General features: G+C 58.2%; 25 protein-coding genes. 8 read left to right on the plus strand and 17 right to left on the minus strand.

All coding sequences use genetic code 11. From position 1 onward, the window contains the following. Positions 1–2: 2 nt before the first annotated feature. The 5 genes from ABJD00_RS11680 to ABJD00_RS11700 form a co-directional block, all read right to left on the minus strand. Complete coding sequence (locus tag ABJD00_RS11680) at positions 3–602, minus strand: GNAT family N-acetyltransferase (RefSeq protein ID WP_413833229.1); 600 nt, start codon at positions 600–602, stop codon at positions 3–5. After that, positions 603–1,592 carry an adenosine kinase gene (locus ABJD00_RS11685; RefSeq protein ID WP_413833231.1) on the minus strand — a complete coding sequence of 330 codons (990 nt, stop codon included), beginning with the start codon at positions 1,590–1,592 and terminating at the stop codon, positions 603–605. After that, entirely contained in the window at positions 1,589–2,233 is a 645-nt protein-coding gene (gene nth, locus ABJD00_RS11690; RefSeq protein WP_413833702.1) for an endonuclease III, read from the minus strand. Before nth ends, ABJD00_RS11685 begins: the two co-directional genes overlap by 4 nt. A 218-nt stretch (positions 2,234–2,451) precedes the next feature. Continuing rightward, complete coding sequence (locus ABJD00_RS11695) at positions 2,452–2,778, minus strand: hypothetical protein (protein ID WP_413833717.1); 327 nt, start codon at positions 2,776–2,778, stop codon at positions 2,452–2,454. Continuing rightward, entirely contained in the window at positions 2,673–3,263 is a 591-nt protein-coding gene (locus tag ABJD00_RS11700; protein ID WP_413833233.1) for a class I SAM-dependent methyltransferase, read from the minus strand. Before ABJD00_RS11700 ends, ABJD00_RS11695 begins: the two co-directional genes overlap by 106 nt. Before the next feature lie 488 nt (positions 3,264–3,751). On the opposite strand from ABJD00_RS11700, the gene ABJD00_RS11705 reads away from it, so the two are divergent. The 4 genes from ABJD00_RS11705 to ABJD00_RS11720 all read left to right on the plus strand — a co-directional run bounded on the left by ABJD00_RS11705 (position 3,752) and on the right by ABJD00_RS11720 (position 6,936). Continuing rightward, on the plus strand, positions 3,752–4,612 hold the full coding sequence (locus ABJD00_RS11705) for a methylated-DNA--[protein]-cysteine S-methyltransferase (protein WP_413833235.1): 861 nt from the start codon (positions 3,752–3,754) through the stop codon (positions 4,610–4,612). A 159-nt stretch (positions 4,613–4,771) separates the two neighbouring features. Next, positions 4,772–5,431, plus strand: coding sequence for an OmpA family protein (locus ABJD00_RS11710; RefSeq protein ID WP_413833237.1), 660 nt, complete (start codon positions 4,772–4,774; stop codon positions 5,429–5,431). A gap of 103 nt (positions 5,432–5,534) precedes the next feature. Continuing rightward, positions 5,535–6,077 (plus strand): NADPH-dependent FMN reductase, encoded by a 543-nt coding sequence (locus ABJD00_RS11715; RefSeq protein WP_413833239.1) that lies wholly within the window; start codon positions 5,535–5,537, stop codon positions 6,075–6,077. Positions 6,078–6,144: 67 nt separating this feature from the next. After that, positions 6,145–6,936 (plus strand): acyl dehydratase, encoded by a 792-nt coding sequence (locus ABJD00_RS11720; protein ID WP_413833241.1) that lies wholly within the window; start codon positions 6,145–6,147, stop codon positions 6,934–6,936. On the opposite strand, the gene ABJD00_RS11725 is transcribed toward ABJD00_RS11720, so the two are convergent. Then, positions 6,933–7,970 carry an NAD(P)/FAD-dependent oxidoreductase gene (locus ABJD00_RS11725; RefSeq protein WP_413833243.1) on the minus strand — a complete coding sequence of 346 codons (1,038 nt, stop codon included), beginning with the start codon at positions 7,968–7,970 and terminating at the stop codon, positions 6,933–6,935. The two genes, ABJD00_RS11720 and ABJD00_RS11725, sit on opposite strands and share 4 nt — an antisense overlap. Before the next feature lie 59 nt (positions 7,971–8,029). On the opposite strand from ABJD00_RS11725, the gene mnmD reads away from it, so the two are divergent. After that, entirely contained in the window at positions 8,030–8,698 is a 669-nt protein-coding gene (mnmD, locus tag ABJD00_RS11730; protein WP_413833245.1) for a tRNA (5-methylaminomethyl-2-thiouridine)(34)-methyltransferase MnmD, read from the plus strand. Next, positions 8,695–9,564 carry a DMT family transporter gene (locus ABJD00_RS11735; RefSeq protein WP_413833247.1) on the plus strand — a complete coding sequence of 290 codons (870 nt, stop codon included), beginning with the start codon at positions 8,695–8,697 and terminating at the stop codon, positions 9,562–9,564. Before mnmD ends, ABJD00_RS11735 begins: the two co-directional genes overlap by 4 nt. Here ABJD00_RS11735 and ABJD00_RS11740 read toward each other — a convergent pair. Next, on the minus strand, positions 9,529–11,508 hold the full coding sequence (locus ABJD00_RS11740; protein ID WP_413833249.1) for a lytic transglycosylase domain-containing protein: 1,980 nt from the start codon (positions 11,506–11,508) through the stop codon (positions 9,529–9,531). The two genes, ABJD00_RS11735 and ABJD00_RS11740, sit on opposite strands and share 36 nt — an antisense overlap. Before the next feature lie 130 nt (positions 11,509–11,638). On the opposite strand from ABJD00_RS11740, the gene dapA reads away from it, so the two are divergent. Next, positions 11,639–12,511 carry a 4-hydroxy-tetrahydrodipicolinate synthase gene (dapA, locus tag ABJD00_RS11745; protein ID WP_413833251.1) on the plus strand — a complete coding sequence of 291 codons (873 nt, stop codon included), beginning with the start codon at positions 11,639–11,641 and terminating at the stop codon, positions 12,509–12,511. A 30-nt stretch (positions 12,512–12,541) separates the two neighbouring features. Here the strand turns inward: dapA and ABJD00_RS11750 are convergent, their stop codons facing one another. The 7 genes from ABJD00_RS11750 to ABJD00_RS11780 all read right to left on the minus strand — a co-directional run bounded on the left by ABJD00_RS11750 (position 12,542) and on the right by ABJD00_RS11780 (position 21,610). Next, positions 12,542–13,414, minus strand: coding sequence for a dimethyl sulfoxide reductase anchor subunit family protein (locus tag ABJD00_RS11750; RefSeq protein WP_413833253.1), 873 nt, complete (start codon positions 13,412–13,414; stop codon positions 12,542–12,544). After that, entirely contained in the window at positions 13,414–14,172 is a 759-nt protein-coding gene (locus ABJD00_RS11755; RefSeq protein WP_413833255.1) for a 4Fe-4S dicluster domain-containing protein, read from the minus strand. Before ABJD00_RS11755 ends, ABJD00_RS11750 begins: the two co-directional genes overlap by 1 nt. Continuing rightward, positions 14,169–14,396, minus strand: a complete 228-nt coding sequence (locus tag ABJD00_RS11760; RefSeq protein ID WP_413833257.1) for a hypothetical protein — start codon at positions 14,394–14,396, stop codon at positions 14,169–14,171. The genes ABJD00_RS11755 and ABJD00_RS11760 overlap by 4 nt, the downstream gene beginning before the upstream one ends. Continuing rightward, positions 14,393–17,209, minus strand: coding sequence for a molybdopterin oxidoreductase family protein (locus tag ABJD00_RS11765; RefSeq protein ID WP_413833259.1), 2,817 nt, complete (start codon positions 17,207–17,209; stop codon positions 14,393–14,395). Before ABJD00_RS11765 ends, ABJD00_RS11760 begins: the two co-directional genes overlap by 4 nt. Continuing rightward, a complete protein-coding gene (gene pta, locus ABJD00_RS11770) occupies positions 17,206–18,219 on the minus strand; it encodes a phosphate acetyltransferase (protein ID WP_413833261.1) in 1,014 nt (337 codons plus the stop codon). The genes ABJD00_RS11765 and pta overlap by 4 nt, the downstream gene beginning before the upstream one ends. 37 nt (positions 18,220–18,256) lie before the next feature. Beyond that, positions 18,257–20,035, minus strand: a complete 1,779-nt coding sequence (xsc, locus tag ABJD00_RS11775; protein ID WP_413833263.1) for a sulfoacetaldehyde acetyltransferase — start codon at positions 20,033–20,035, stop codon at positions 18,257–18,259. 117 nt (positions 20,036–20,152) lie between these two features. After that, positions 20,153–21,610: a PLP-dependent aminotransferase family protein gene (locus ABJD00_RS11780; RefSeq protein WP_413833265.1), complete on the minus strand. Its 1,458-nt coding sequence runs from the start codon at positions 21,608–21,610 to the stop codon at positions 20,153–20,155. Between the two features lie 289 nt (positions 21,611–21,899). Here ABJD00_RS11780 and ABJD00_RS11785 point away from each other — a divergent pair, with 289 nt between their 5' ends. Beyond that, a complete protein-coding gene (locus ABJD00_RS11785; protein ID WP_413833267.1) occupies positions 21,900–22,277 on the plus strand; it encodes a BrnA antitoxin family protein in 378 nt (125 codons plus the stop codon). Between the two features lie 305 nt (positions 22,278–22,582). On the opposite strand, the gene ABJD00_RS11790 is transcribed toward ABJD00_RS11785, so the two are convergent. From ABJD00_RS11790 to ABJD00_RS11800, 3 genes are all read right to left on the minus strand, one after another. After that, entirely contained in the window at positions 22,583–22,858 is a 276-nt protein-coding gene (locus ABJD00_RS11790; protein ID WP_413833269.1) for a hypothetical protein, read from the minus strand. Positions 22,859–22,897: 39 nt separating this feature from the next. Beyond that, positions 22,898–23,257 carry a hypothetical protein gene (locus tag ABJD00_RS11795; protein WP_413833271.1) on the minus strand — a complete coding sequence of 120 codons (360 nt, stop codon included), beginning with the start codon at positions 23,255–23,257 and terminating at the stop codon, positions 22,898–22,900. Positions 23,258–23,469: 212 nt separating this feature from the next. Further along, a complete protein-coding gene (locus tag ABJD00_RS11800; protein WP_413833273.1) occupies positions 23,470–24,126 on the minus strand; it encodes a Crp/Fnr family transcriptional regulator in 657 nt (218 codons plus the stop codon). Between the last annotated feature and the right edge of the window lie 115 nt (positions 24,127–24,241).

Genomic DNA, 24,241 nt, shown 5'->3' on the forward strand with positions numbered 1-24,241 from the left:
TTTTAATCGCCCTTGGGCTCAATAATAGGTACATGCGGGGCCAGTGCCCGATTGTAGCCATGGTAGATCCGCGGGTCTTCGGCCACTTCGATTTTTTGCATGATCGGCGTAAAGCCCGACCTACGGTAGAACGGCAACGCTTGCTGGCTGTCAATTGTGCAGGTGTGCACGTGCAAACGGGTGATGGACGCTGCAAAGGCATGCTCGACCGCGCGGTCCATCAGGTACGCGCCCGCTCCCGTGCCGATCAGTTTGGAAGTCAGGCCAAAATAGGCCAGTTCGCATTCCCCCTCTTGGCGAAAATCCAGTTCCATAAGTGCTTCGGGCACACCGTCCTTCATGAAGGTGAAATACCGAGTGTCAGGATCGTCTAGGATCGTAGCGAGGTCTGCATTCGGAAGTAGATTGCGCCCATACCACAGCCAATCATCACCCACGCGTCGATAGAGTTTGCGATAGGACGCAACATCCGGGCTCATTTCTTCAAAGGTAAGCCCGTCTGGGAGTGGGACACCACGCAAGTGCGGCGTGCGCATTTCCAGATATGTGACCACCATCGCCACCTTGCCCGATGGGATGTCGTGAAAACCGTCCGCCAGCATTTATTCCAGTCCGGCGGCTGCGAACTGCTGTCTCATGTCTGTCTGGGGGCGGGGGCCAATATGGCTGATGACTTCTGCGGCGCACAGGTTGCCCATGCGCCCGCAGGTTGCCAGATCGCGCCCCGTTGCGATGCCGTAGATGAACCCGGCGGCGAACTGATCGCCTGCGCCTGTTGCATCGACAGGGGTGACCGTTTCGACCGGGATGTCGTGGCGTTCGCCCCGTCCCATGATGGTCACACCGTCGCCTGATTGTGTGCAGACCATAAGGTCGATCATGCCTTTGGTTTTGGCCATTGCCGCCTCAAGATCGTCCGTTTCGAACAGCGACATGATCTCGTGTTCGTTTCCAATGACGTAGTCCAACTCGTTGCCGATCATGTCGAGGAAGTCGGCGCGGTGCCGGTCCACGCAGAACGGATCAGAAATGGCGATTCCGGATTTGCCACCCGCTGCACGGGTCAGGCGGGAGGCTTGGCGGAACGCCTCTTTGCCCTTGTCCTTGTCAAAGAGATAGCCCTCCAGAAACATCAGTTCGGATTTGGACGCCACTTCGTCCGGAACGTCCTCGGGGCCAAGCTCGGTCGAGATGCCCAGATAGGTGTTCATCGAGCGCTCCCCATCCGGCGAGACAAAAATCATGGAACGCGATGTGGGCAGTTCGCCGCCGGGAACAGGCGCATTTACGAAATCCGTTCCGCTGTCCTGCATGGACTTTGCGTAAAACTGGCCCAGAGCATCGTCATGCACGCGTCCGATAAAGGCCGTGGGCAATCCAAGCGCGCCGACGCCTGCAATCGTGTTGGCAACAGCGCCACCCGGTGTCTGCAACCGGTCGTTCATTGCCCCGTACAAAACTTCACCACGCTCGCGTTCGATCAACTGCATGATCCCTTTCTCGATCCCCATAAGGTCCAGAAAGGAATCGTCGGCATGGGCAATCACATCGACAACAGCGTTGCCGATTCCGGCGAGGGTGTATTTGGTCATTCGGTTTTATCCTCAAAAGGGCAGAGATCGCGGATCAGACAAGCCCCGCATTTGGGCTTGCGCGCCACGCATGTATAGCGTCCGTGCAGGATCATCCAGTGATGCGCGTGCAGCTGGAAGTCGGCCGGTATGTTGTCTTCGATCGCGCGTTCAACAGCGTCCACGGTTTTGCCGGGCGCGATGCCAGTGCGGTTGCCAAGGCGGAAGATGTGGGTGTCGACGGCTTGGGCCGGGTAATGCCACCACATGTTCAGCACCACATTGGCCGTCTTGCGGCCCACTCCCGGCAGGGATTGCAAGGCGGCACGGGAATTGGGAACCACACCGCCGTAATCGTCCACGAGGATCTGGCTCAGCTTGATCACGTTCTTTGCCTTTTGCCGGAAGAGGCCGATGGTCTTGATATGCTCTGTCACCCCCTCAAGGCCGAGGTCGAGCATTTTTTGCGGCGTATCAGCGATTTGGAACAGAGCGCGGGTGGCCTTGTTTACGCCTGCGTCAGTCGCTTGCGCTGACAGTGCGACGGCCACAACAAGAGTGTAGACGTTCACATGCTCCAACTCGCCCTTGGGTTCGGGATCAGAGGTTTGGAACCGGGTAAAGATTTCGCGGATCGTGTGGTAGTCGAGTTGCTTGGCCATGGTGCGAGGTATGGGCACTTTTACCCGCTTGGGCAAGGTTCGGTTGCGGGGCGGTTAGACCTGTTGGGTTCGCACTTCGCGTCGGCGCGGCGGCCTGCGGCCTTGATCCCGCGCATGGGTTTCGCTGGGGCGTCTTTCAGTTGATTTGTTTGCAGTTGCGGCGAAGGTCGGCTTTGAGCCCGGAGCAGACGTCGTAAAGGGCGGAAACTCTCCAACGATTACGACGCGTGGCAAACAAACGTGGTTGCCGACAGCGGCATGGTCATATCGTTTGGTCCAAATGTCGCGTGGAGGCCCGACAGCATCTCTGCAACGACGTCTTCTGGGGAAACCCCACCGCGTTCCTTGATTTCATCTATCAACGGATTGCCAAAGACGAGAGCGGTCGCAAATGCCTCCGGGTCTTCAATGGTTTTATTCAGTTGGATTGTTTCGTGTTCTATGTCGGACCAACCTCCGGCGGCCAGATCGCCCCGTACCAATTCAGGGTCCCCATAATGAAAGGGAACATGATAGAAGCCGGGCGGATCGTCTGGAAAAAACATCTCTCCAACACCATGAGCCATTTTCGAGAAAGGGTTTTCGGACATGGCGCTCCAAACGTTGAAAACATAACGCCCACCGGGTCTGAGAACCCGAGCCGCTTCTTTGTATGACGCTGGCTTGTCAGGAAAAACATCACGCCGAATTGGCAAACCATCAAGTCGAACTCGTTGCTATCGAAGGGGATATCCATAGCGTTTGCGACGTGAAACTCGACGTTTTCCCCTTGCACGAATTTGCCTTTCGCGACGTCCAACATCGGAGGGTTTAGGTCGGTGACAACGAGATCAGCCTCAGGCGGCAACGCGTTTCGCAACTTTCGGCTTACAATGCCGGTCCCAGCTGCAAGTTCGAGCGCATTTCGAACATTGCTGTCGCGGCAAAGGCCTACAAGGCGGTCCGCGTAGTCGGCAAAAATATTTGGGCCAAGACCAGTGTCGTAGTGGCCCGGAATATCACCTACAAAACTGGAAGAGTTAGTCGACATTGGAGACCTCCTGCTGGCATTAGTAATTGTCTGTTGACGGAACACTATCTGAAATTGCCAAACTAAACCAATTTGGTTGCCTCAAACCGATTTCCGCATTTCGACTTTTCGGTCCGCACATCGGTCATTGGGGCCGCACGGGACGAATTACCGTTTCGTCCGCCAAGCCGCCATTCACCCTTTCTGAACAAACACCACCGTCCGCTGTGTTAACCACGCAATTTCGCCGCAAAGTGCACAGAGTGGTGCACAGGTTGTGTACAGGTTGTGACTGGCTCAACCCCTATTTTCATGGCGTTAACGCCTCGATTCGCGCGCGCCCCCTGCAATGGCCATCGAACGTTGCGTGATCCGGCGCGCCGAAGGTTCGAAATTCCTCTCAAGACCGGAAGGGTTGGGTCTGGCGCCATGCACATGTCATCAGCGCCCCGGATGATTACAGCAGGAAACGGGTCGCGTGTGATATCACCTTCGCCTATCTTCGCTCCATGGAACAGACACATATCTCCGACGCCGACAGCGGCTACCACTTCAACGTCATGCGCCGTGCAATCGACCTGATCGATGGGGCGGAGGATACGCTCAGCCTTGATGCGCTGGCAGGTGAAATGGGCATGAGCCCCGCCCACTTTCAGCGCATCTTTTCCCGCTGGGTGGGCGTCTCGCCCAAGCGTTATCAACAGTATCTGACACTCGGTCATGCGAAGGCGCTGTTGGCCGACCGTTTTACAACGCTTGAGGCCGCACATGAGGCGGGTCTGAGCGGGTCGGGGCGGTTGCACGATCTGTTCTTGCGTTGGGAGGCGATGAGCCCGGGTGAGTTTGCCAAGGGTGGTGCGGGGCTCACCATCTATTGGGGTTGGTTTGACAGCCCCTTTGGCTTGGCTTTGGTCATGGGCACGGACAAGGGGATTTGTGGTCTCGGGTTCGCCGCCGAGATGGGCGAAGACTGGGCCATGCAAGACCTTGTGCGCCGCTGGCCGCAGGCCGATTTTGTCGAAGACCCGATGCGTCTGCGCCCTTGGGTTCTGGCTGCTTTCGGGGCCGAAGATGCGGAACTAAAGCAAGCGCCCTTGTACCTGATTGGGGCCCCATTTCAGATCAAGGTATGGGAGGCGTTGCTGCAAATCCCAACGGGGCACGTGACCACCTATTCCGAGATTGCAGACAGCATTGGCAATCCGCGGGCTGTTCGTGCTGTAGGCACTGCGGTTGGGCGAAATCCAGTGAGTTGGTTGATCCCGTGCCATCGGGCTTTGCGCAAATCCGGTGGTCTTGGTGGCTACCATTGGGGCCTGCCGGTCAAGCGTGCGCTGCTCGCCTATGAATCTGCGCGCGTAGAGGCGTAATCGCCCTCTTCGTGCGCGCAATTGCACGTAAAATAAGTGCGCGAGATGCCGCTCATTTGAAATTCCCCCTATTTGTGGGAGTGCGCCATGCTTATCTTGTGCCCATCATAAGGCGCCCCGCCCGAACGGGGCCCGCTTCGAAGGCAGTAGGATAAAACCATGAACAGAATTCACCTTTCCATCGCTCTGAGCGCCGTTGTCGCGCTGGGCGCGTGTACTGATCCCGCAGCTCTTGGGACCGTTGGCCCGAACGGAGAGCCGATCAACGAAAAGCGCAATACGGGGGCCGCCATTGGCGCGGCTTCTGGCGCGGTGATCGGCGCTATCGCCGGAGGCACCGATACCGCGCTTGCAGGCGCTGTTGTTGGCGGTCTCGTTGGCGGTGCCATTGGCTATGACCTTGATCAGCAAGAGGCAGAGTTGCGTCGTGATCTGGACAGCGGCGTGACGATCACCAACACAGGTGACCGTCTCATCGTGTCTTTCCCCGAAGCGATCCTGTTTGACTCTGGAAGCTTTACCGTTCGTCCGGGACTGAATGACGATATGTATGCTCTCAGCCAGAGCCTCGATCGTTATCCACAATCCACCATCCAGATTGTGGGTCATACGGATTCTGACGGCGACGCGGCATCAAACCAGGAACTCAGCGAACGGCGCGCAAATGCGGTCGCAGATGTCCTGCTGAACCAGGGCGTGCCGTTCAACCGCGTGCGCACCTTTGGCCGAGGCGAAAGCCAGCCCATCGCGTCGAACTTTACCCCCGAAGGCAAGGCGCAGAACCGCCGGGTCGAGATTGTGATCCTGCCCAACGCTTAAGCGTTCATCCGGATGTGAGTTAGAGAGGCCCGGTAAACCGAACCGGGCCTATTGCTTTGCGAAGTGGCCGGGTCATCTTTTGAGCGAGCATAGGAGAGAGAAGATGAGCACCCCATCCCTGCTGGGCATTTCCGGCTCACTGCGCATAGACGCGACCAATCGAAAGTTGCTCCGCGAGGCCGCACGCTTGTTTGGTCCGTGCACCTATGTTGAGGCGGATTTGCGGATGCCCCTCTATGACGGTGATTTGGAAGAGGCGGAAGGCATACCTCAAGCCGCTGTCACCTTATCAGAGCAGATTGCGACAGGCGATGCGGTGATAATTTCCACGCCCGAGTATAACAAAGGTCCGTCAGGTGTATTGAAGAATGCGCTGGATTGGGTCAGCCGGACCAAAGGCGGTCCTTGGGCAGGCAAGCCGGTTGCAGTGATGTCCTCGGCGGCCGGCCGGGCCGGTGGTGAGCGCGCCCAACTGATCCTACGCACCTATATGGTTCCCTTTCGTCCTCGCCTGTTGCCTGGGCCAGAGATTCATCTTGCCTCCGCAAGCAACCAGTTTGACGAAGCCGGGCAGTTGACCGGAGAGATGTACATCAAGGACCTGACCGCCTTGATGGAGAACCTCAAAGCAGAGATCGTGCGTTAATCCCTTTGCTTTGGCCCGGCTCAAGTTTTCACTGTTCCTTGCCCGCACCATTGCCCATGATCGAAAGATGCAGCCGGATAGTACTCTGACGCAAAGCGATGTGATGGACCCTGCGCGTGCGCAGGCGATGCAGGTGGCTTTGGGGCATGCGCCCACACTTGTAGCTGGCGATGCGCTGCCACCGTTTTTTCACCAACTCTATTTTTGGACACCTTTGCCCAGCTCTCAGCTTGGGCGGGATGGCCATCCCAAGGTTGGTGGGGTGATTCCGGATATGGGCCTGCCAAGACGGATGTGGGCGGGGGGACGGTTGCAGTTCGATGCACCATTGCGCCTTGGGGCAGAGGCGCGTCGCGTGTCGGCGTGTGAAGCCGCCAACCGCAAGGAGGGGCGCACCGGCCCGCTGGCCTTTGTCACCTTGCGCCATGAGGTGTGGCAGGCCGATACGCTGTGCTTGACCGAATGGCAGGACCTCGTCTATCGCAAAGACCCGGACCCAAATGCGCCGCGCCCGGTTGTCCGGGAGGCCGCAGCGGATGAAGGCGCGGCAGAGATCGTGCATTTCGATGCGACCCTGCTTTTTCGCTATTCGGCGCTCACGTTCAACGGGCACCGCATTCATTACGACCAACCCTATGCGCGCGAGGTTGAGGGGTATGACGGATTGGTCGTGCATGGGCCACTTTTGGCCCAACACCTGATGCTGATGGCTGAGCGGGACTTGGGTCCGCTAACCGTTTTTTCATTCCGAGCGACGTCACCCTTGATGCATCACGAGACTGCAACTCTGTGTCGCAAGGGGCGTGAGTTCTGGGTGCGGGGGCCTGATGGTCGGTTGTGTATGACGGCCAGCGCCTAAAGTGAGGCGGCGACTTCGAACCCCTGCGGTATCGTATTTCGCCCTTCAAGGATCAGGTCAGCCATCACATGTGCGACTTTTGGGGCCATACCAAACCCGATCTTGAACCCACCATTGGCGATGAAGTGCCCGGGGCGGTCGGGCCACGCCCCCAACATCGGCGCGCGGCTGCGGCTGCGGGGGCGTAGACCGGTCCAGCGGGCCAGCACGGGGGCATCAGCCAAGGCGGGGACCGCCGCCCGTGCCCGCGCTATGATGTCGTCAAGCTGTGCGTCCGTTCTGGCAGGATCGTCATAGTCCCGCTCGGTCGTGGACCCAATGGCTGTTGTGCCATCCGCGTGCGGGATGATGTGCAGCGTATCGGCAAAGAGTTGGGGGGCGTCTGGGCGAGCAAAGCCAAGCAGAGCGGCCTGCCCTTTGATCCCGGCACCAACCAGTCGCGAATGGTTAGCATTTAGCGCCTCAAGTCCTGCGACCCCTGTCGCATGTACGGTGAGGGGAGTTTCAGGCCCGTTTTCCATCACCTCGACACCCTGTTCTTGCAGGGCGGAGGCGAGGGCTGCACAGGCTTGTTTCGGGTGAATCCGCCCACTGAGCGTGTCGTGAGTTTCAAGACCAGTTGCGCTGGGTGCGCACCATTCCTGGTCCTCAATTGGACGCACTTTCCAATGTGCAACCTCTCCCCACAACGTCTTGGCGGTGTCCTCGCGCGCTCTGGCCAATGTGAGGGCTGCTGCGTTTGCGATGGGCTGCACGCGGCCAGAGCGGGCGTATCCCGCGGACAGGCCTCCGACCTCTTCGACCTGTTGCCAAAAGGCGGTCGCCATCAACAGACTTTCCAGTTGGAATTGCTTTTTGGGGTTCCAGTTTTCCGGCACGTGCGGGGCAAGCGCCCCGACGATACCCCCGCTGGCCCCGGCCCCAACACCATACGGGTCGATCACCTGCACCTTTGCCCCGCGCTGTGTCAAAACCCATGCGATGGAGAGCCCAAAAACCCCAGCCCCGCGCACTGTGATCTTGTCCGTTGCCAAGGTCTGATCCTTCCGCCAATGTCACGCTGCTTTGAATGCCCTCCTTACAAGGACTTATAATGCAGGACCAGCAGGCAGAACTGGAATGGCGCGATGGCGGCGTCCCTGTTTCCGTGCGCTTTGATGATCCGTATTTCAGTCTGGACAACGGGTTGGCAGAGACACGCCATGTGTTTGTCGACGGGAACGATCTGCCTGCGCGCTTTGTTGACGGGTTTGCCATTGCAGAGCTTGGGTTTGGCACGGGTTTGAACTTTTTGACCACCTGGGCTGCGTGGCGGACTGCTGGGGTGCCGGGTGCTTTCCACTTCACCAGTTTTGAAGCCTACCCGATGGCGCCTGCGGACATGGCTGCGGCCCTTTCGGCCTTTCCTGACCTTGCCCCGTTGGCGCGGGCTTTGGTCGACTCTCTTGGCGCGGATGGCCGTGCGACCTTCGAAGATGCCACTTTGGTGGTGATTGGAGGCGATGTCCGCGAGACGTTACCCGGCTGGCAGGGTCAGGCGGATGCGTGGTTTCTGGACGGTTTTGCCCCTGCCAAGAACCCCGAGATGTGGGGCCCCGATTTGATGGCAGACGTGGCCCGGCATACCCGCCCAAATGGCACAGCGGCGACTTACACAGCGGCCGGTTTTGTCCGCCGCGGTCTGGAGGCGGTGGGTTTTGATGTGACTCGCGCGCCCGGCTTTGGTCGCAAGCGGCACATGACCCGCGCGGTGTTAAGATGAGCGCAGGCAACAACACCCGCCTTGGCATCGCCTTCATGATCGCGACCTCTATCGTCTTTGCCGGGCAAGACGGAATTTCGCGCCATCTGGCTGGGGAATACAACGTCTACATGGTCGTGATGATCCGCTATTGGTTCTTTGCAGCCTTTGTCATCACCATAGCCAGCCGTAAGGCAGGGGGGATCGTGGCAGCGGCCCGTACCAAGCGGCCTGTGATCCAGATGACCCGTGGCGCGCTGCTGGCAGCAGAGATTTGTGTGATGGTGACGGGGTTCACTATTCTGGGCTTGGTCGAGAGCCACGCCGTGTTTGCCGCTTATCCGCTATTGGTGGCAGCCTTGTCTGGCCCGATCCTCGGGGAACGCGTCGGCTGGCGGCGTTGGGTGGCAATCGGGGTTGGGTTCGTCGGAGTGTTGTTCATCCTCAAACCGGGCCTTGGCGTTTTCAACCCAGCGGCCGTCATTCCGTTGATCGCTGCGATCATGTTTGCCACTTACGGTTTGTTGACCCGCTATGTGGCACGCGATGACACAACAGCTACCAGCTTTTTCTGGACTGGCACGGTGGGCGCTGTGGGAATGACGGCCGTAGGATTGTGGTTTTGGGAGCCGATGACGAGTACCGACTGGATGTGGATGGGGGCACTTTGTATCACTGGTTCGCTTGGCCACTGGTTGCTGATCCGCTGTTACGAAGTGGCCGAAGCGAGTGCGGTGCAGCCGTTCGCCTACTTCCAAATGGTGTTTGCTGCGGGCGTAGGCATCACGGTGTTCGGAGAGGCATTGCAGATCAACGTTCTGATCGGCGCATTGATCGTGGTGGGTGCAGGTCTATTCACCCTGTGGCGCGAACGGCAGCAGGGTTGAGCCTGTAAGCTCTTGTGAAAACGGGATCGGCAATGGATCCTTACCCAGCCGTGCGCGGTAGATCGGCAGGCTTTCGGTGACGCGCATCACGTAGTTGCGCGTTTCGCGAAATGGGATGTGTTCGATCCAGTCGATCATGTCGAATTCTTCGGTTCCCATGCGTGGGTCGCCAAATCGTTCGATCCAGTTGATCGGTCGGCTTGGCCCTGCATTGTAAGCGGCGGACATCAGTATCACGTTGCCATCGAAGCGGGCGGCCAGTTGGGACAGAAACGCGGCACCAAGTTCGGCGTTGTAAACAGGATCTGAGGTCAGTCTGTCCGTGGAGTGTCCATCGCTGCGCCCCAGAGACGCGGCGACCTCGCGCCCTGTGGCGGGCATGATCTGCATAAGGCCGCGCGCACCCACCCCGGATTGCACCACAGGGTCAAATTCGCTTTCACGCCGGGCGATCGCGAGGTTCATTTCTGCGGCCATAGGCAGATCGGCCTCGGCCAGCGGGTGAAGGGGATAATAGGGCGCGTGCAGGGTGCGTCCGGTCCGTGCCACACGTTTGCCGATCATTACAGCGATATGAGGCTGACCGACATCAATGGCTGCCTGACCCAACTGTCCGGCCTGTTCGCGACCAAGGTCTTCGGCAAGGTGGGTCCAGAACCTCTCTGCCAGGGTGATCTCGCCCGAGGCTTGCAGCAGCAGCCCTGCCTCAAATAGATCGCGCGCCGCAAGCTCCGAGTTGCGCCAGTCTGGAAAGATTTCGGACCCGTCAAGATATGGGTCTCTTGGCAGTTTGCCCCGCTCGGCCGCGAGCAATCCATAAAAAGACGTCTGGTACAGGGCGCCGTCTGCGTAGGAAGACAGTGCGGCATCGGCATTGCCCGCCGCCTCATGAGCGCGTCCGACCCAGTACCCGGCACGGCCTTGCGAAATTGGCGATTTCGTCGCGGCGCTGTGCGCCTGAAAATGGCCCAGTGCCAGTTCCGGATCGTTCAGTTTGCGCAGGGCGATGTAGCCAGACAGCCATTCCAGATCAGCAAAATGCGATCCTTCAGTCAAAAAGTGCTGTGATGCGAGTTGATAGGCGAGGGTCGCGTCTCCGTCCCGCATTTCGTCGCGCGCAAGGGCACGGCGACGGTTCGACCACTTTTCGGGGCGGCCGAGGGTTTCGGCTGAGGCCGAACTTTCCAGAAGCAGCGCCTTGGCATCCGCCCATCGTCCCTTGCGAACACGCCATTCGAAAAGGTCATGGGTCAGGCCGGGATCACTTTGGAGGGCCTTAGGCACGGCCTCGATCAACGCATCGACGGCACCCGAGCGGGCCTGCAGCGCGAAACGCGCGCGGGCCAAAGCGACCTCTCCTTCGGGGATCAGATTGTACATACGCTCGGCTGGGCCGCGTAGGCCGTCCCAAACCATCGCTGCGGCGCGTGCACTGTGGTGTGGCGCCAACAAATCGCCGTAACGTGCCAGATAGCGCGCATGGACGCTGTCCGACATCGACAAGGTGCGCCAGGCGAGAACGACACTGGCCTCTGCCTCTCCGGAATTGCCGGCTTGAGTTTGCGCTTCGGCGTAATCAAGAATGCCTTGGGGGCTTTGGGGGTCTGACACGCTGTAAAACGCGCGCACCGCGTCTGCCCCGGCAGCTGCTACGGCGGGTTCGGCGCGGCGGCGCAGTGCCGGCATGCCCGGCCAGTCAGGACGGCGGGCAAGAAAGGCTTCGACTTCAGCGTATGTTCCGCGCCCTGCGCGCAACCTATGCCATTCGATCACGTCAGCGGCCACCGGCCCGTCACGTGCGGCCAGAGTGGCCGCGACGTCCCAATTTCCGTTCCGCATCGCATCCATCGCCCAGCCCAAAGGGCGTGGGCGTTCAGCTGATGCGACCGCTACGCTCAGGAAAAGCGCGATCAAGATGCCTGTAAACCGGCTCAACTCTTGCAATTTCCTTTGCTGCGTGGCTAGAGGCTCTGAGCTTATCCTTGGTTGGTCACGTTTCAACAGAACTTTCCGGGATTGGCTGAATTTAATCTCAGGCCATTTGCCGGCCAAACGACAATAAAGGAGCGTCGACATGCTGAAAGGTTCTATACCTGCCCTCGTCACGCCGTTTCGTAACGGCGCTTTGGATCTGGAGACGCTCAAGAAGCTGGTCGAGTGGCATATCGAACAGGGTAGCCATGGTCTGGCTCCGGTCGGCACTACTGGCGAAAGCCCTACTTTGAGCCATGAAGAGCATGAGACCGTGATCGAGACGGTTGTGAAAACTGTTGCTGGCCGGATTCCGGTGGTTGCCGGGGCGGGGTCGAACAACACCGCCGAAGCGATCCGCTTTGTCCAGTTTGCCAAAAACGTGGGGGCGGATGCGGCCTTGGTCGTAACTCCTTACTACAACAAGCCCACACAGCGCGGTCTGATTGCGCATTACACGGCGCTGCATGAATGTGCTGACCTGCCGATCGTCATCTATAACATTCCGCCACGCTCCGTGATCGACATGAGCCCGGCCACGATGGGTCAGTTGGCTAAGCTACCCAATATCGTGGGTGTAAAGGATGCTACGGGTGATTTGGCGCGGGTTTGCGATCAGCGCATGTCTTGCGGACAGGATTTTATTCAGTTGTCTGGCGAGGATGCCACCGCCCACGGGTTCAACGCCCAAGGTGGGACGGGCTGTATCACCGTGACGGGCAACGTAGCCCCGAATTTGCTGAGCCGGATGCAGGAGGCCTGCCTTGCCGGTGATTATGCCACTGCGCTGGAGATACAGGACAAAGTGATGCCACTGCACAAGGCTGTGTTCACTGAGCCCGGTCTTTGCGGCGTCAAATACGCCATGTCACGCCTGGGTCTGTGTTCAGACGAAGTGCGTTTGCCACTGACCACTCTGACAGATGAGACAAAGGCTCTGGTCGATGCCGGGTTGGCCCACGCCGAGTTGCTCTAAGGACAAGGCGGACGACACGTCCGTCTTACCTCAGCGTTTTCCGTAGTAGAGCCCGACAACATGTTCGGCTTCTGCAAAGAACAGCCATCTTGATGCCAATGCACCTGCGACGTGGCTCGCCACCGCGAGCGCAGCCAGAAAATGCGAAAACGGCGGAAGCAGGAACAGAATTGGTACCCCGGCCATCAGCACGATCGAGATGATCCGTACTTTCTGGCTGTGTTTACGCCCAACCGTGAATGCAAATTCCTTGAGCAGGTAGTTCGTGCCTGTATGGGGCGGTTCGAACGCGCGCACGTCGCCGCGCGGACCCAGTCCGGTTGCCGTTGCCAACGTCGTGCCAGAGCGTGCAAAGGCGCCATCACCTAGCGCCCAAAGGGCAATTTGGGTCGCACTGGCGATCAGCAGCAGGATAATTGCCCATGGTTCTTGCGCGGACAGCAAGGCTCCGGCGGCGAGCGAATAGCTTAGGAACATCACCGGCGTCAGGAGTGAATTCCAGCGTGGGATGGTTTTAAGCTGTGTGTAGATCATCGAAGTGGTGAATACGGTCAGCACTGAAAAGGCGGCGCCGATCAGCCCCAAGAGCTCCCAACGTTGGTCAAAGAATACAAGGCCCGCACCATAAAGTGCCATGGTGAGCAGCGCGACCACAGCGCACCAACCTTCGCGGCTTAGCCACGAAGAGCGCCACTGCGTAAACGCCTTGAGTGCGCGCTCAGGATGGCCGAGGTGGAAGGTCGACGAGATCAGACCGCCCACTGCCGCCAGATAAGCGATGAAGAAGAACGCGAAGGCTGTAAAGCCTGTGACGCCCGGATAACCGAGGCCGAGGAACGTCAGCAAACCAAAGCCGACCCCTGAAAACACGGTAAAGAATATGACGGAAGGAGCTGGATGCATCAGATCTTCTCCAGCGTTTTGTCAAGCCAGCCAAGGAAGCCTTTGGCCTCTTGCGCGACGGGTTCGAGGTAAGGGGCCAAAATATCGATATCGCCCTCTGGGACTGCCAATGTGTCTTTAGGCCGAGGTGGCAGGTATTTGTTCACAGGTTTGGTCCCTTGCTCGGGCATCAGGTTCATACCGCCGCGTTCTGCTGACAGCTTGGATACGTTACTGTCCGGGTCGGCAAAGTCGCCAAAGTGGCGTGCACCTGCAGGACACGTTCGCACACAAGCGGGTTCACGGTCTTCCTCGGGCAGGTTTTCGTTATAGATGCGGTCCACGCAAAGTGTGCATTTCTTCATCACCTTTTCAACGGCGTCCATTTCACGTGCACCGTAAGGGCAGGCCCATGCGCACAAGCCACAACCGATGCAGTCGCTTTCATTGACCAGCACAATCCCGTCCTCGACCCGCTTGTAGCTGGCCCCGGTGGGGCAAACCGTGACGCACGGCGCGTCCTCGCAATGCAGGCAGGATTTGGGGAAGTGGATCAACTGCGCCTCGCCTTGCGCAGGCTGAACTTCGTAGCTGTGCACGCGGTTGAGGAAGGTGCCGGATGGGTTGGCCCCGTAGGCATCCGTATCGGACAGAGCCGCGCCATAGTTTTCGGTGTTCCAGCCTTTGCACGAGATCACGCAGGCGTGGCAGCCAACGCAAGTGTCGAGGTCGATGACGAGCCCGAGTTTCTTCTGGGTGGAGGTGGGAAGTGTTGTCATGTCATGCGCCCCGCGTGTGGTGAGGACAGGACTGCGGCGCTGCCCCAGACCCCGGGATTTTTTGAATCAGAGAAGAGGGACGCATGTTGAGTCGGTTGCGCCGTGAGGCCGCCGATGGGTCCTGCCGTGCTGCTGTCCCAATTGGCGATGAAGTAGATTAAAGAGCCTAAGGCGAGCGTCACAAAAGCCGCGATGGCGAGCAGGGTGCGTTTGATCGGGGTCATTTGCCGACCTTCCAGACAAGATCACCGGGGTCATTGCCCACGGGCGACTCAATTGGCGGCAGGCTGGGTTGGGATTCGGATTGCGAATCGGCCTTTTCAATCCGCACCTTGAGGTCGAACCATGCAGCCTGTCCTGTGATCGGGTCAGAGTTGGCCCACCGCAGCCCGTCCCCTTTGGGGGGCAGCAATTCGTGGATCAGGTGATTGAGCAGGAACCCTTTGGTCGATTCGGGCGCATTGTCATCCAAGGCCCACGCGCCTTTCCGTTTGCCGATCGCGTTCCATGTCCACACCGTGTTTTCATTGAGCGCAGCCATTTCCAACACCGGCACTGTTATTTCACCGTGCGGAGAAGTGACCCGCGCCCAATCCCCGTCTACCAGATCATTTTCACGCATAAGCTTGGTCGGCAGATAGAGCGGATTGTGTCCGTGCAACTGACGCAGCCAAGCATTCTGGCTGCCCCAGGAGTGATACATGGCCATCGGACGCTGTGTGAGTGCGGTGATTGGGTAATCGTCGCTCTTGTTGTCCGGGGCGGGGTCGTACCACATTGGTAGAGGGTCCATTGCGTGTTTGATCCGGTCGCGCAGATGGTCAGGGGGTTGGCGGTCTCCGTGCCCTTCAGCGGCCAGTTGGAAGCGGCGCATCGGTTCGACATAGAGCGAGAACAGGTAGGGTTGGGGGGCATCAAACAGGCCCATGCCGACGGCCCAGTCCTGATAGTCAGCGTTCCATGGTTTATAGTAGTTCGCGCCCTCCGGGATGTGTTCGACAAAGAAGCCGCCATTCTTGATGTAGCTGTCAAGCTGGCCCTCGTTCACACCGCCGCGCCCGTTGGTCAGTCCCTTTTCACCCATGCGCCAACCTGCGAGCGGCCCGATTCCGGGTTTGCGTTCATGGTTGACGATGTAGTCGGCGTAATCAGCGTATTTCTGGCTGCCGTCGTCGTTCGTAAAGGCGGGCAGACCCAGCTTGGCACCCAATTCGCACAGAACAGACTGGAACCCGCGCACATCTCGGTCCGGTTCGATCACGGGCCAGCGGATGGCGTCAGCTGCAGCGTCCGCCTCGCAAATGGGGCGATCGAGCAGCGAGATGCAATCGTGCCGTTCAAGGTATGTGGTATCAGGCAAAACCAGATCGGCGTAAGCGACCATCTCCGAGCTATACGCATCCGAATAAATGATGCGTGGGATGACGTATTCGCCATCTTCAGTCTTGTCCGTCAGCATTTTCATAACGCCACCGGTGTTCATGGACGAGTTCCACGACATGTTGGCCATGTACATGAACAGCGTGTCGATCTTGTAGGGATCACCGGCATAGGCGTTCGAGATCACCATGTGCATGAGACCGTGGGATGACATCGGGTTTTCCCAGCTGAAGGCCTTGTCGATGCGGGCGGGCGTTCCGTCCTCTTTCAGCGCCAGATCGTTGGGGCCATGGGTGAAGCCAAGGTGGGGGCCATCAAGTGGGGCGTCTGGTGTGACCTTGCAGTGCGGCTTTGGGTGTGCGGTGGCCGGCTTGGGATAGGGCGGTTTGAAGCGGAAGCCGCCCGGCACTTCGACGCTACCCAGTATGATTTGGAGTACGTGCAGAGCGCGACACGTCTGGAACCCGTTGGCATGGGCCGAGATTCCGCGCATTGCATGGAAAGAGACCGGACGACCTTGCATGGTTTTGTGCGTTTCGCCGCGGAAGTCGGTCCACTCCTGATCGAGTTCGAACGCTTCATCAAAGGCGACGCGGGCAATTTCGGCTGCCAGCGTACGGATGCGTTTGGCAGAAATTCCAACCTTTTCGGCCACGGTCTCAGGGGCGTATTCGTCTGTGAGATAGCGTTCAGCCATGTGCTGCATAACAGTGCGGTGGCTAATGCCTGCGTGCCGGTGTGTGGCGGCGAGGTCGGGTTTGACCCCTTTCTGATCGAAGGGCGCCAGTTTTCCCGTGGCGCGGTCGATTACCAGTTCCTTGCCGTCGTCATCGCGCAGCAGCAAACCGAAGTCTGATGATTTTTCATCGCCATTTACTAAACAGGGCGCGTTGGTGAATTGCGCCAGATAGTTCAAGTCGATCTTGCCTGCCTTCATCAGGCAATTCACGAGGGACAGGATAAACAGCCCGTCGGTTCCGGGTGTGATCCCGACCCAATCGTCGGCCACAGCGTTATACCCGGTTCGGATCGGGTTCACGCCGACAACTCGCGCGCCGCGCGCCTTGATCTTGCCAATACCCATCTTGATCGGGTTGGAGTCATGGTCTTCGGCGACACCAAACAGCATGAAAAGTTTGGTATGGTCCCAGTCGGGCTGGCCGAATTCCCAGAACGCGCCGCCCATGGTGTAGATGCCAGCCGCTGCCATATTGACCGAGCAGAAGCCGCCATGTGCTGCGTAGTTCGGGGTGCCAAAGCTTTGGGCCCAAAGGCTGGTAAAGGACTGGGATTGGTCGCGGCCTGTAAAAAAGGCCAGCTTTTCCGGGTTTTCCTTGCGAATGGGTTCCAACCAATCGGTGGCGATTTGCAGCGCCTCGTCCCAGCTGATCTCTTCAAACGCGCCAGAGCCGCGTGGACCGACCCGTTTGAGGGGCGCCTTGAGGCGAGAAGGTGCGTTGACCTGCATGATTCCCGCAGAACCTTTCGCGCAGAGCACGCCCTTGTTCACGGGATGATCGCGGTTGCCCTCGATATAGGCGACTTTGCCTGATTTGAGGTGCACGTTGATCCCACAGCGACAGGCGCACATGTAGCAGGTGGTTTTGCGTATCTCGTCAGACACTTTGGGCGACAGATCAAGTTTGGGCTGGTTCATGTGCGCTCCTTGAGGGCGGCGGCTTGTAGTGCTGTGACGGCGATCATGTGCACCACGTCATCCGCCGTACACCCACGTGACAGGTCATTGGCAGGCTTGGCAAGTCCTTGCAGGATCGGGCCGATTGCCGCACAGCCGCCAATGCGTTGCGCGATCTTGTAGCCGATGTTGCCTGCGTCGAGGTTGGGAAAAATCATAACGTTTGCGTGGCCGGCGACATCCGAACCCTTGGCCTTGCTTGCGCCCACGTCAGGGTCAAAGGCGGCGTCGAATTGGAGTTCGCCGTCCGATGCTATGTCGGGATGTTGCTCCTGAAGCAACTTGGCGGCATCCGCCACTTTGGTGACCGATGGGTGACGCGCGCTGCCTTGCGTTGAAAAGGACAACATCGCGACCTTGGGTGTGGCGCCGAGCAGGGCGGCGAAAGATCCGGCGGACTGAGCCGCGATGGCGGCCAGTTCTTCGCTGTTTGGATCGATGACTAGCCCGCTGTCAGAGAAAATCATGGCGTCGCGCCCCGATGCGTGACCCTCTGGCAGAACCATAAGGAAAAAGCTGGAAACAAGGGCGGCGTCCTGGGCTTTGCCGATCACTTGCAGTGCGGCGCGTACAGTGTCGGACGTGGTGGCAACGGCCCCGCCGACGGTTCCGTCCGCATGACCCAAACGCACGAGCATGGCGGCAAAGACCATCGGGTCATGTGCTTGCTTTTGAGCTGTTTCAGGCGTGACGCCCTTGTGCTTGCGCAGTTCGAGATACGTATCAGCCACGTCTGTCGTGAGGGGGGATGTCGCCGGATCGGCGATATGCAACATCTCGGAAGGCGCGGCACCGATGGCGGCGAGTTGTTCCGTTACTGTTGCTGTGTCCCCGACCAGCGTGACTTGCCCAAGGCCTGCATCGACTGCACGGACTGCAGCCGAAACAATGCGCGGGTCGGACCCTTCGCTCAGGACGATATGCGCGGGCTGGGCCGCAGCGCGACGCTGGAGGGTTTCCAGCACGCTCATGCGGCCCAGCCTGTTGGTTTTATTGCTACCACGAAGATCAAACGACCTGCGCGCGCATGTCATCTTTGCTGATGCCGGCGACTTGCACTGGTTTCTTCATTGCATCGCGGCGGAAAGGATCACCAAGTTCCTGATTGATCATCGCTTCGATCAGAGTGGTGACACCATTTTCCATCTGGTCCTTGATGGCCGTCGCGAGGGCTTCGGTCAGTTCATCCTGCGTGCGGCAGACTACGCCCTTGAGACCGCAAGCGTTTGCGATACCGGCGTATGACACTTCCTCATCCAGTTCGGTGCCGACAAAGTTGTCGTCGAACCACAGGGTCGAGTTCCGTTTTTCCGCGCCCCACTGGTAGTTGCGGAAGACGATCTGCGTGATGGCAGGCCAGTCGCCGCGTCCGATAGCTGTGAGTTCATTGACCGAGATGCCAAAGGCGCCGTCACCGGCAAAGCCGACAACCGGCACATTGGGCTGACCAATTTTTGCGCCGACGATGGACGGCAGGCCATAGCCACAAGGACCAAACAGGCCGGGGGCCAGATACTTGCGGCTCTCGTTGAACGAAGGATAAGCGTTGCCGATGGCGCAGTTGTTGCCGATGTCCGACGAAATGATCGCCTCGACGGGCAGGGCCGCCTGAATCGCGCGCCATGCCATACGGGGGGCCATCCAGTCAGGCTTGGCCGCGCGGGCACGTTCGTTCCAGTTGGTGCCTGGATCGTCCTGTTCCTCGGTCATCGAGGTCAGTTCCTGCGCCCAAGCAGATTTTGTTGTCGCAATGGTGTTCTTACGCCCGGCGCGGTTTGTGTCGCCCGCATCGTCAGCCAGTTGGGCGGTGATGCCCTTTGCTACTTTGGCCGCGTCACCCACGATTCCAACGGTGACCTTCTTGGTCAAACCGATGCGGTCGGGGTTCAGGTCAACCTGAATGATCTTGGCCTCTGTGGGCCAGTAATCCATGCCGTAACCGGGCAAGGTAGAGAACGGGTTGAGGCGGGTGCCAAGGCAAAGCACGACGTCAGCCTGATTGATCAACTGCATTCCTGCCTTGGAACCGTTGTAGCCCAAGGGGCCTGCAAACAGTGGGTGGTTGCCGGGGAACGCGTCATTGTGCTGGTATCCGACGCAGACAGGTGCATCGAGTTTCTCGGCCAGAATGCGGGAGGCCTCGATGCCACCCTTGGACAGCACAGCGCCAGCGCCGTTCAGAATGACGGGGAATTTGGCTTCGCTGAGCATCTTGGCAGCGTCTGCAACCGCGGTGTCGCCGCCTTGGGGCAATTCAAAGTCGACGATGACAGGAAGGTCCACGTCGATGACCTGAGTCCAGAAATCGCGGGGAACGTTGATCTGGGCTGGGGCCGAAGCACGCTTGGCTTGCATGATCACCCGGTTCAGAGTTTCGGCGATGCGAGTGGGGTCGCGCACTTCTTCTTGATAGGCGACGCAATCTGCGAACAGGTGCATCTGCTCCATCTCTTGGAAACCGCCCTGACCGATGGTCTTGTTCGCGGCTTGGGGTGTGACCAGCAGCAGTGGCGTGTGGTTCCAGTATGCTGTTTTGACGGCTGTCACAAAGTTTGTGATACCGGGGCCGTTTTGCGCAATCATCATGCACATCTTGCCAGTGGCGCGGGTAAACCCGTCCGCCATCATGCCGCCGGATGTTTCATGGGCGCAGTCCCAGAATTTGATCCCTGCGTCCGGGAAGATGTCGGAAATCGGCATCATCGCCGATCCGATGATCCCGAATGCGTTATCGATCCCATGCATTTGCAGCGTTTTAACAAAGGCTTCTTCGGTGGTCATTTTCATGGCGGCGCTCTCCCAAATGAAAAGGGGGCGTCGAATCGCCCCGTGTAAGTTGGCTCCAAGGTAGTCGGCGACGTGTGGCGAGGTTAGGGCCAGTTGAAATCGCCGTTTAGGTCCAGACTACGCTGCGACTACATTCGCTATGCGGGCAATCCCTTCGGTGATCCGAGCGGGGGGGATGGAAGAGTACCCAAGCCTGTAAAAATTGCGTGGCGTGTCCTCTCCGGAAAAGAAGGCGTGGCCGGGTTCGATCAGAACGCTGTCTTCCTGCAGGCGCGTGGCCAGTTGGCGTGTATCCGTGTGCACGGGCGCACGCATCCAGAACGAAGAGCCGCCAACCCCCCCTACGCCTGCAACCTCAAGCCCGTGCGCATCAATCGCTGCCTGCATGGCCAGACGACGGGCGTGCAGTGCCGCGCCCATGCGCCGAATTTGAGCATCATAGTGCCCCATTGACAGGAAATAGGCCGCTGTGCGCTGGATGTGGCCGGGCGGATGGCGGAGCACGCTTGCGCGCAGTGCGCGTGCCTCGCGGATGAACGGCTCTGACCCCACAAGGAACCCAAGGCGCAATCCTGGAAACAGCGATTTTGAGAAGCTACCCACGTAGATCACCCGCCCGTCCGCATCCATGGACTTGAGCGCGGGCGACGGTGGCGCGAGAAAGGACATCTCGAACTCATAGTCGTCCTCGATGATCAGCGCATCGAGGTCGCGGGCCCGGTCCAGCAGGGCCTGTCTGCGCTCCATCGGCATCGTCGTTGTGGTGGGGCATTGATGGCTGGGTGTGGTAAAGATCGCATCCGTCTGGGGCGGTATCGCGTCGGGCGGCAATCCTTTGTGATCGACGCGAACTGGGGCCATATGGCACCGGGATTGCGTCAGAATTTCACGCAAGGCTGGATAGCATGGATCCTCGAACGCTGCAGTGCGCCGCTGTGTCAGCAGCACCTGTGCGGTGAGCCACAGCGCATTCTGCGCACCCATGGTGATCAGGATCTGATCCGCATTCGCAGCAATGCCGCGGCGGGGCAGGCTGTTGCGCTGAATGAACTCGATCAGCTGCGGGTCGTCACGATCAAAATAGTCCTCGGTCAGCGCCAAGAAATCACGCTGGCCCAATGCCTGCAATGCACACTGACGCCAGTTGGCATGGTCAAACAACTGTGGATCAGTCTGCCCGTAGATGAAAGGATAACGGAACTGGGCCCAGTCTTTGGGTTTGCTCAAAGTCTGGCCGCCAGAAAACCGCTGCCCGATTGCGCGGCTCCAGTCTACAGATTCCGATCCTTGGGGCTGAGGCTGATAAACCGGCGGGACGGGCGCGTTGTCGGATACGTAATAGCCCGAACGGCCCCGTGCGGTCAGATAATCAGAGGCAACAAGTTCGGTGTAGGCCAGTGTTACGGTGATCCGGCTGATCCCCAGATGCATGGCCAGCTTGCGGGTCGAGGGCAGTTTTTCCCCGCAACCGAAACGACCCGAAAGAATGCCATGCGCAATCATTTGCTGCACCTGACTTTGCAGGGTGCCCTGATGATTGGCGGATAGAAAGAAAGTTTCGATGGGTAGAGCCATACAGAAGTATAAACTGGACTTATGGGAAATTCAATCTGGTATTATTTTTGGCTGAATACCACAAAAGACGCGCTGTCCACAGCACGCTTCAGTCGATCATTTTATAAAATAATGGAGGCCTGTGTATCAAAAATTGCGGATTTGGCAAGTGATTTGAGCCAAAGTACCATGCACATCCTGTGCACAGGTCGTGCACAGGATGTGCACCGTTCTGCCATATCAGCGGCTCTTAACCTTGTCTGTCGCACAAGTAACGCACAGGTCGGCACTGACAAGAAAGGACGACACGATGCCTTACACATCCCGCGCCAGTCACAAGACAGATATGATGTACGAACTGGAACGCCACCAGGAAGACATAATGATCAACTGGCTTGACAAGAGCCTGCCGGATGCGTGGACCGGTTTGGATTACGGTGACCCGGTGGATCACCACAAGACCCGCGTAACGCTGCGCGTGGATACTGAAATGCTGAAATGGTTTCGCAAACTCGGGCCCGGTTATCAGGCGCGGATGAACCGCGTGCTACGCACCTATTGGACAGCGCTGCTGAGTGGTCACATCAAGGGCTATCCGGACGATCATACAATACCGCGCATTCAGGCCGAGGCGTTTCGTGCACTTGAAGAATTGAAGGCGGGTATGAACCGCGACCGGGGCGCATGACAGCGAAGGTTGGGTTTTGGACCATACCGGACTTTCGTAAAGTGCTGCAGCGAACGACTACTTTGAGCCCAAAGCAGCCGGACCAAAATCGTGCCCTTCGCTCTTGCAGCAAACTTTTCGCCTCGGCTAGGCGCTGCATCGCACCTAGAAAATCAGACAGTGAGGGGGCTTGTACGCCGCGATTTGGCCGTTGTGAATCCTAAGAACTTCGCCGCGGGTCGGAGCCGCTCCGTTCCATTGACACCGAATAAGGTAATACGCTGACTGGCGACTTTGGTCCAAAACTTGAAGCATCCACTTGGAACCTATTCTTCAATAAGTTCTTCTACAGCGCCGATTTCCTTAACTTTTTTACCGAGTTCACTTTCTCTCACTGCATAGTATCGCTCTTGAAAGTCCAAATCATCTGGTCCGATCGAGCAACCGGGCATCTCAATGCACCGCTCGATAAGTTCAATTTTTCCTTTGGACCCGAATTGAATCTGGACTGCCCTCACAAATTTGGGGCCACCCATACTGATGCAGAGAAACAGGCCTACTGTGACGGCAACGAGAACTAAATTTTTGGTCTTTTTTGGCACTTGGAACCCTTTTTGCGTCGTTACTCATGCAAGCAATGACTACTTCAGCAAATCTCCGACGATCCCCACGGCATCAACGACTGTTGAAAGATCTTCGGTAACTTCAAGAATTTCATCGTCCACGCGAATGTAGCGATTTCCGTTTCCAGGCGCTTTCAGATTCCACTTCGACAGATCCCCGATATCCGTGTACTTCAGATCACCAGAGAGTTTTGCCCCGCGCGTGTACTTTTTGATCTGTCCAGGTGGAATTGTCTTTGGCCCTTTGCCCGGTTTGCCATCCACTTGAACTTTATTACCCTTGGGCTTTCCCCCCTTGTCTTTGGCAAGTGCCGGATCGGCATACCCGAGCGTTAGTACAAGACAAAACACGGAAGCAATAGCTGTGAAGTATCTCATATGTTGTGTCCCGTTTTTGGAGAAACCTGGGCGTTGGTCAATTGCGATTGGGGTCTGAGGAGTACCTTCACCCAAGCGTGAAAACAAACAACATCGCGTTGCCGGGTGTCTCTATGTCCAGAAGCCATGCAGTTCGAAGTCATGCTGGGTTGCTTGAAAGATTGGCGGAGTAACTGACGCGATTTACCGACAACACACAATCGTTGCCTGATTTAAATCCCAGCAATCCTTCGCAAAGTCACTTCGTTTTTCACTTCAACAAAACCGCGGCCCGTCTGCAGAGTGCCTTGCTTTTTCCAACCTGACAGTACCTTAGACACCGCTTCCCGCGAAGCGCCGGCCATTTCTGCTAACTCGGAGTGCGATAGCTTCAGGCGGGCGCACCCTTCACCGTCCCTGGATGCAAACTGCAGAACCTTGCGCGCCAGTCGTTGCGGCAATGGCATAAAAACATATTCATGCAACTGCAGGTTCATATAGCGCATGCGTTGTCCCATGAGGCGGAGAAGTTCAAACGCAAGTCCGGGGTTGCCCTCAATCGCATGTTTGAGGTCTCCATGGCGCAGCATAAGAAGTCGGCACTGTTCCAGTGCCATTGCTGTCGCGGTCCGCGGACCAGGATCGAATAGCGCGATCTCACCAAACACAGCACCCCGAGACAAGACATCAAGGCCAAGCCTTCGCCCGTCTTCACAGGCAATAGAAATCTCTACCCGGCCCGAGAGCAACACATAGAGTGCATCACCTTGATCGTCTTCGCTAAAAACAGTTTCGCTGGTCGCTAGCCTGATGGGCATGGCCGCGCTCAGAAGCGCCGAGCGCAGGTCCCGCGACCCGACGTCCTTCAGAATATCCTCTTCGCCCAACATAGCAAGCCTCAGTTATATTAACTGTCAGACTATAACACACTTGCTGCACCAATGGGACGCTGCACTCTTGGCGCACTCCGGATGGCGCTCAACCTATGTGTCCTAGTTCACAGAC

Source organism: Tateyamaria sp. (assembly GCF_039945315.1).
In the GTDB taxonomy this organism is placed as follows: Bacteria; Pseudomonadota; Alphaproteobacteria; order Rhodobacterales; family Rhodobacteraceae; genus Tateyamaria.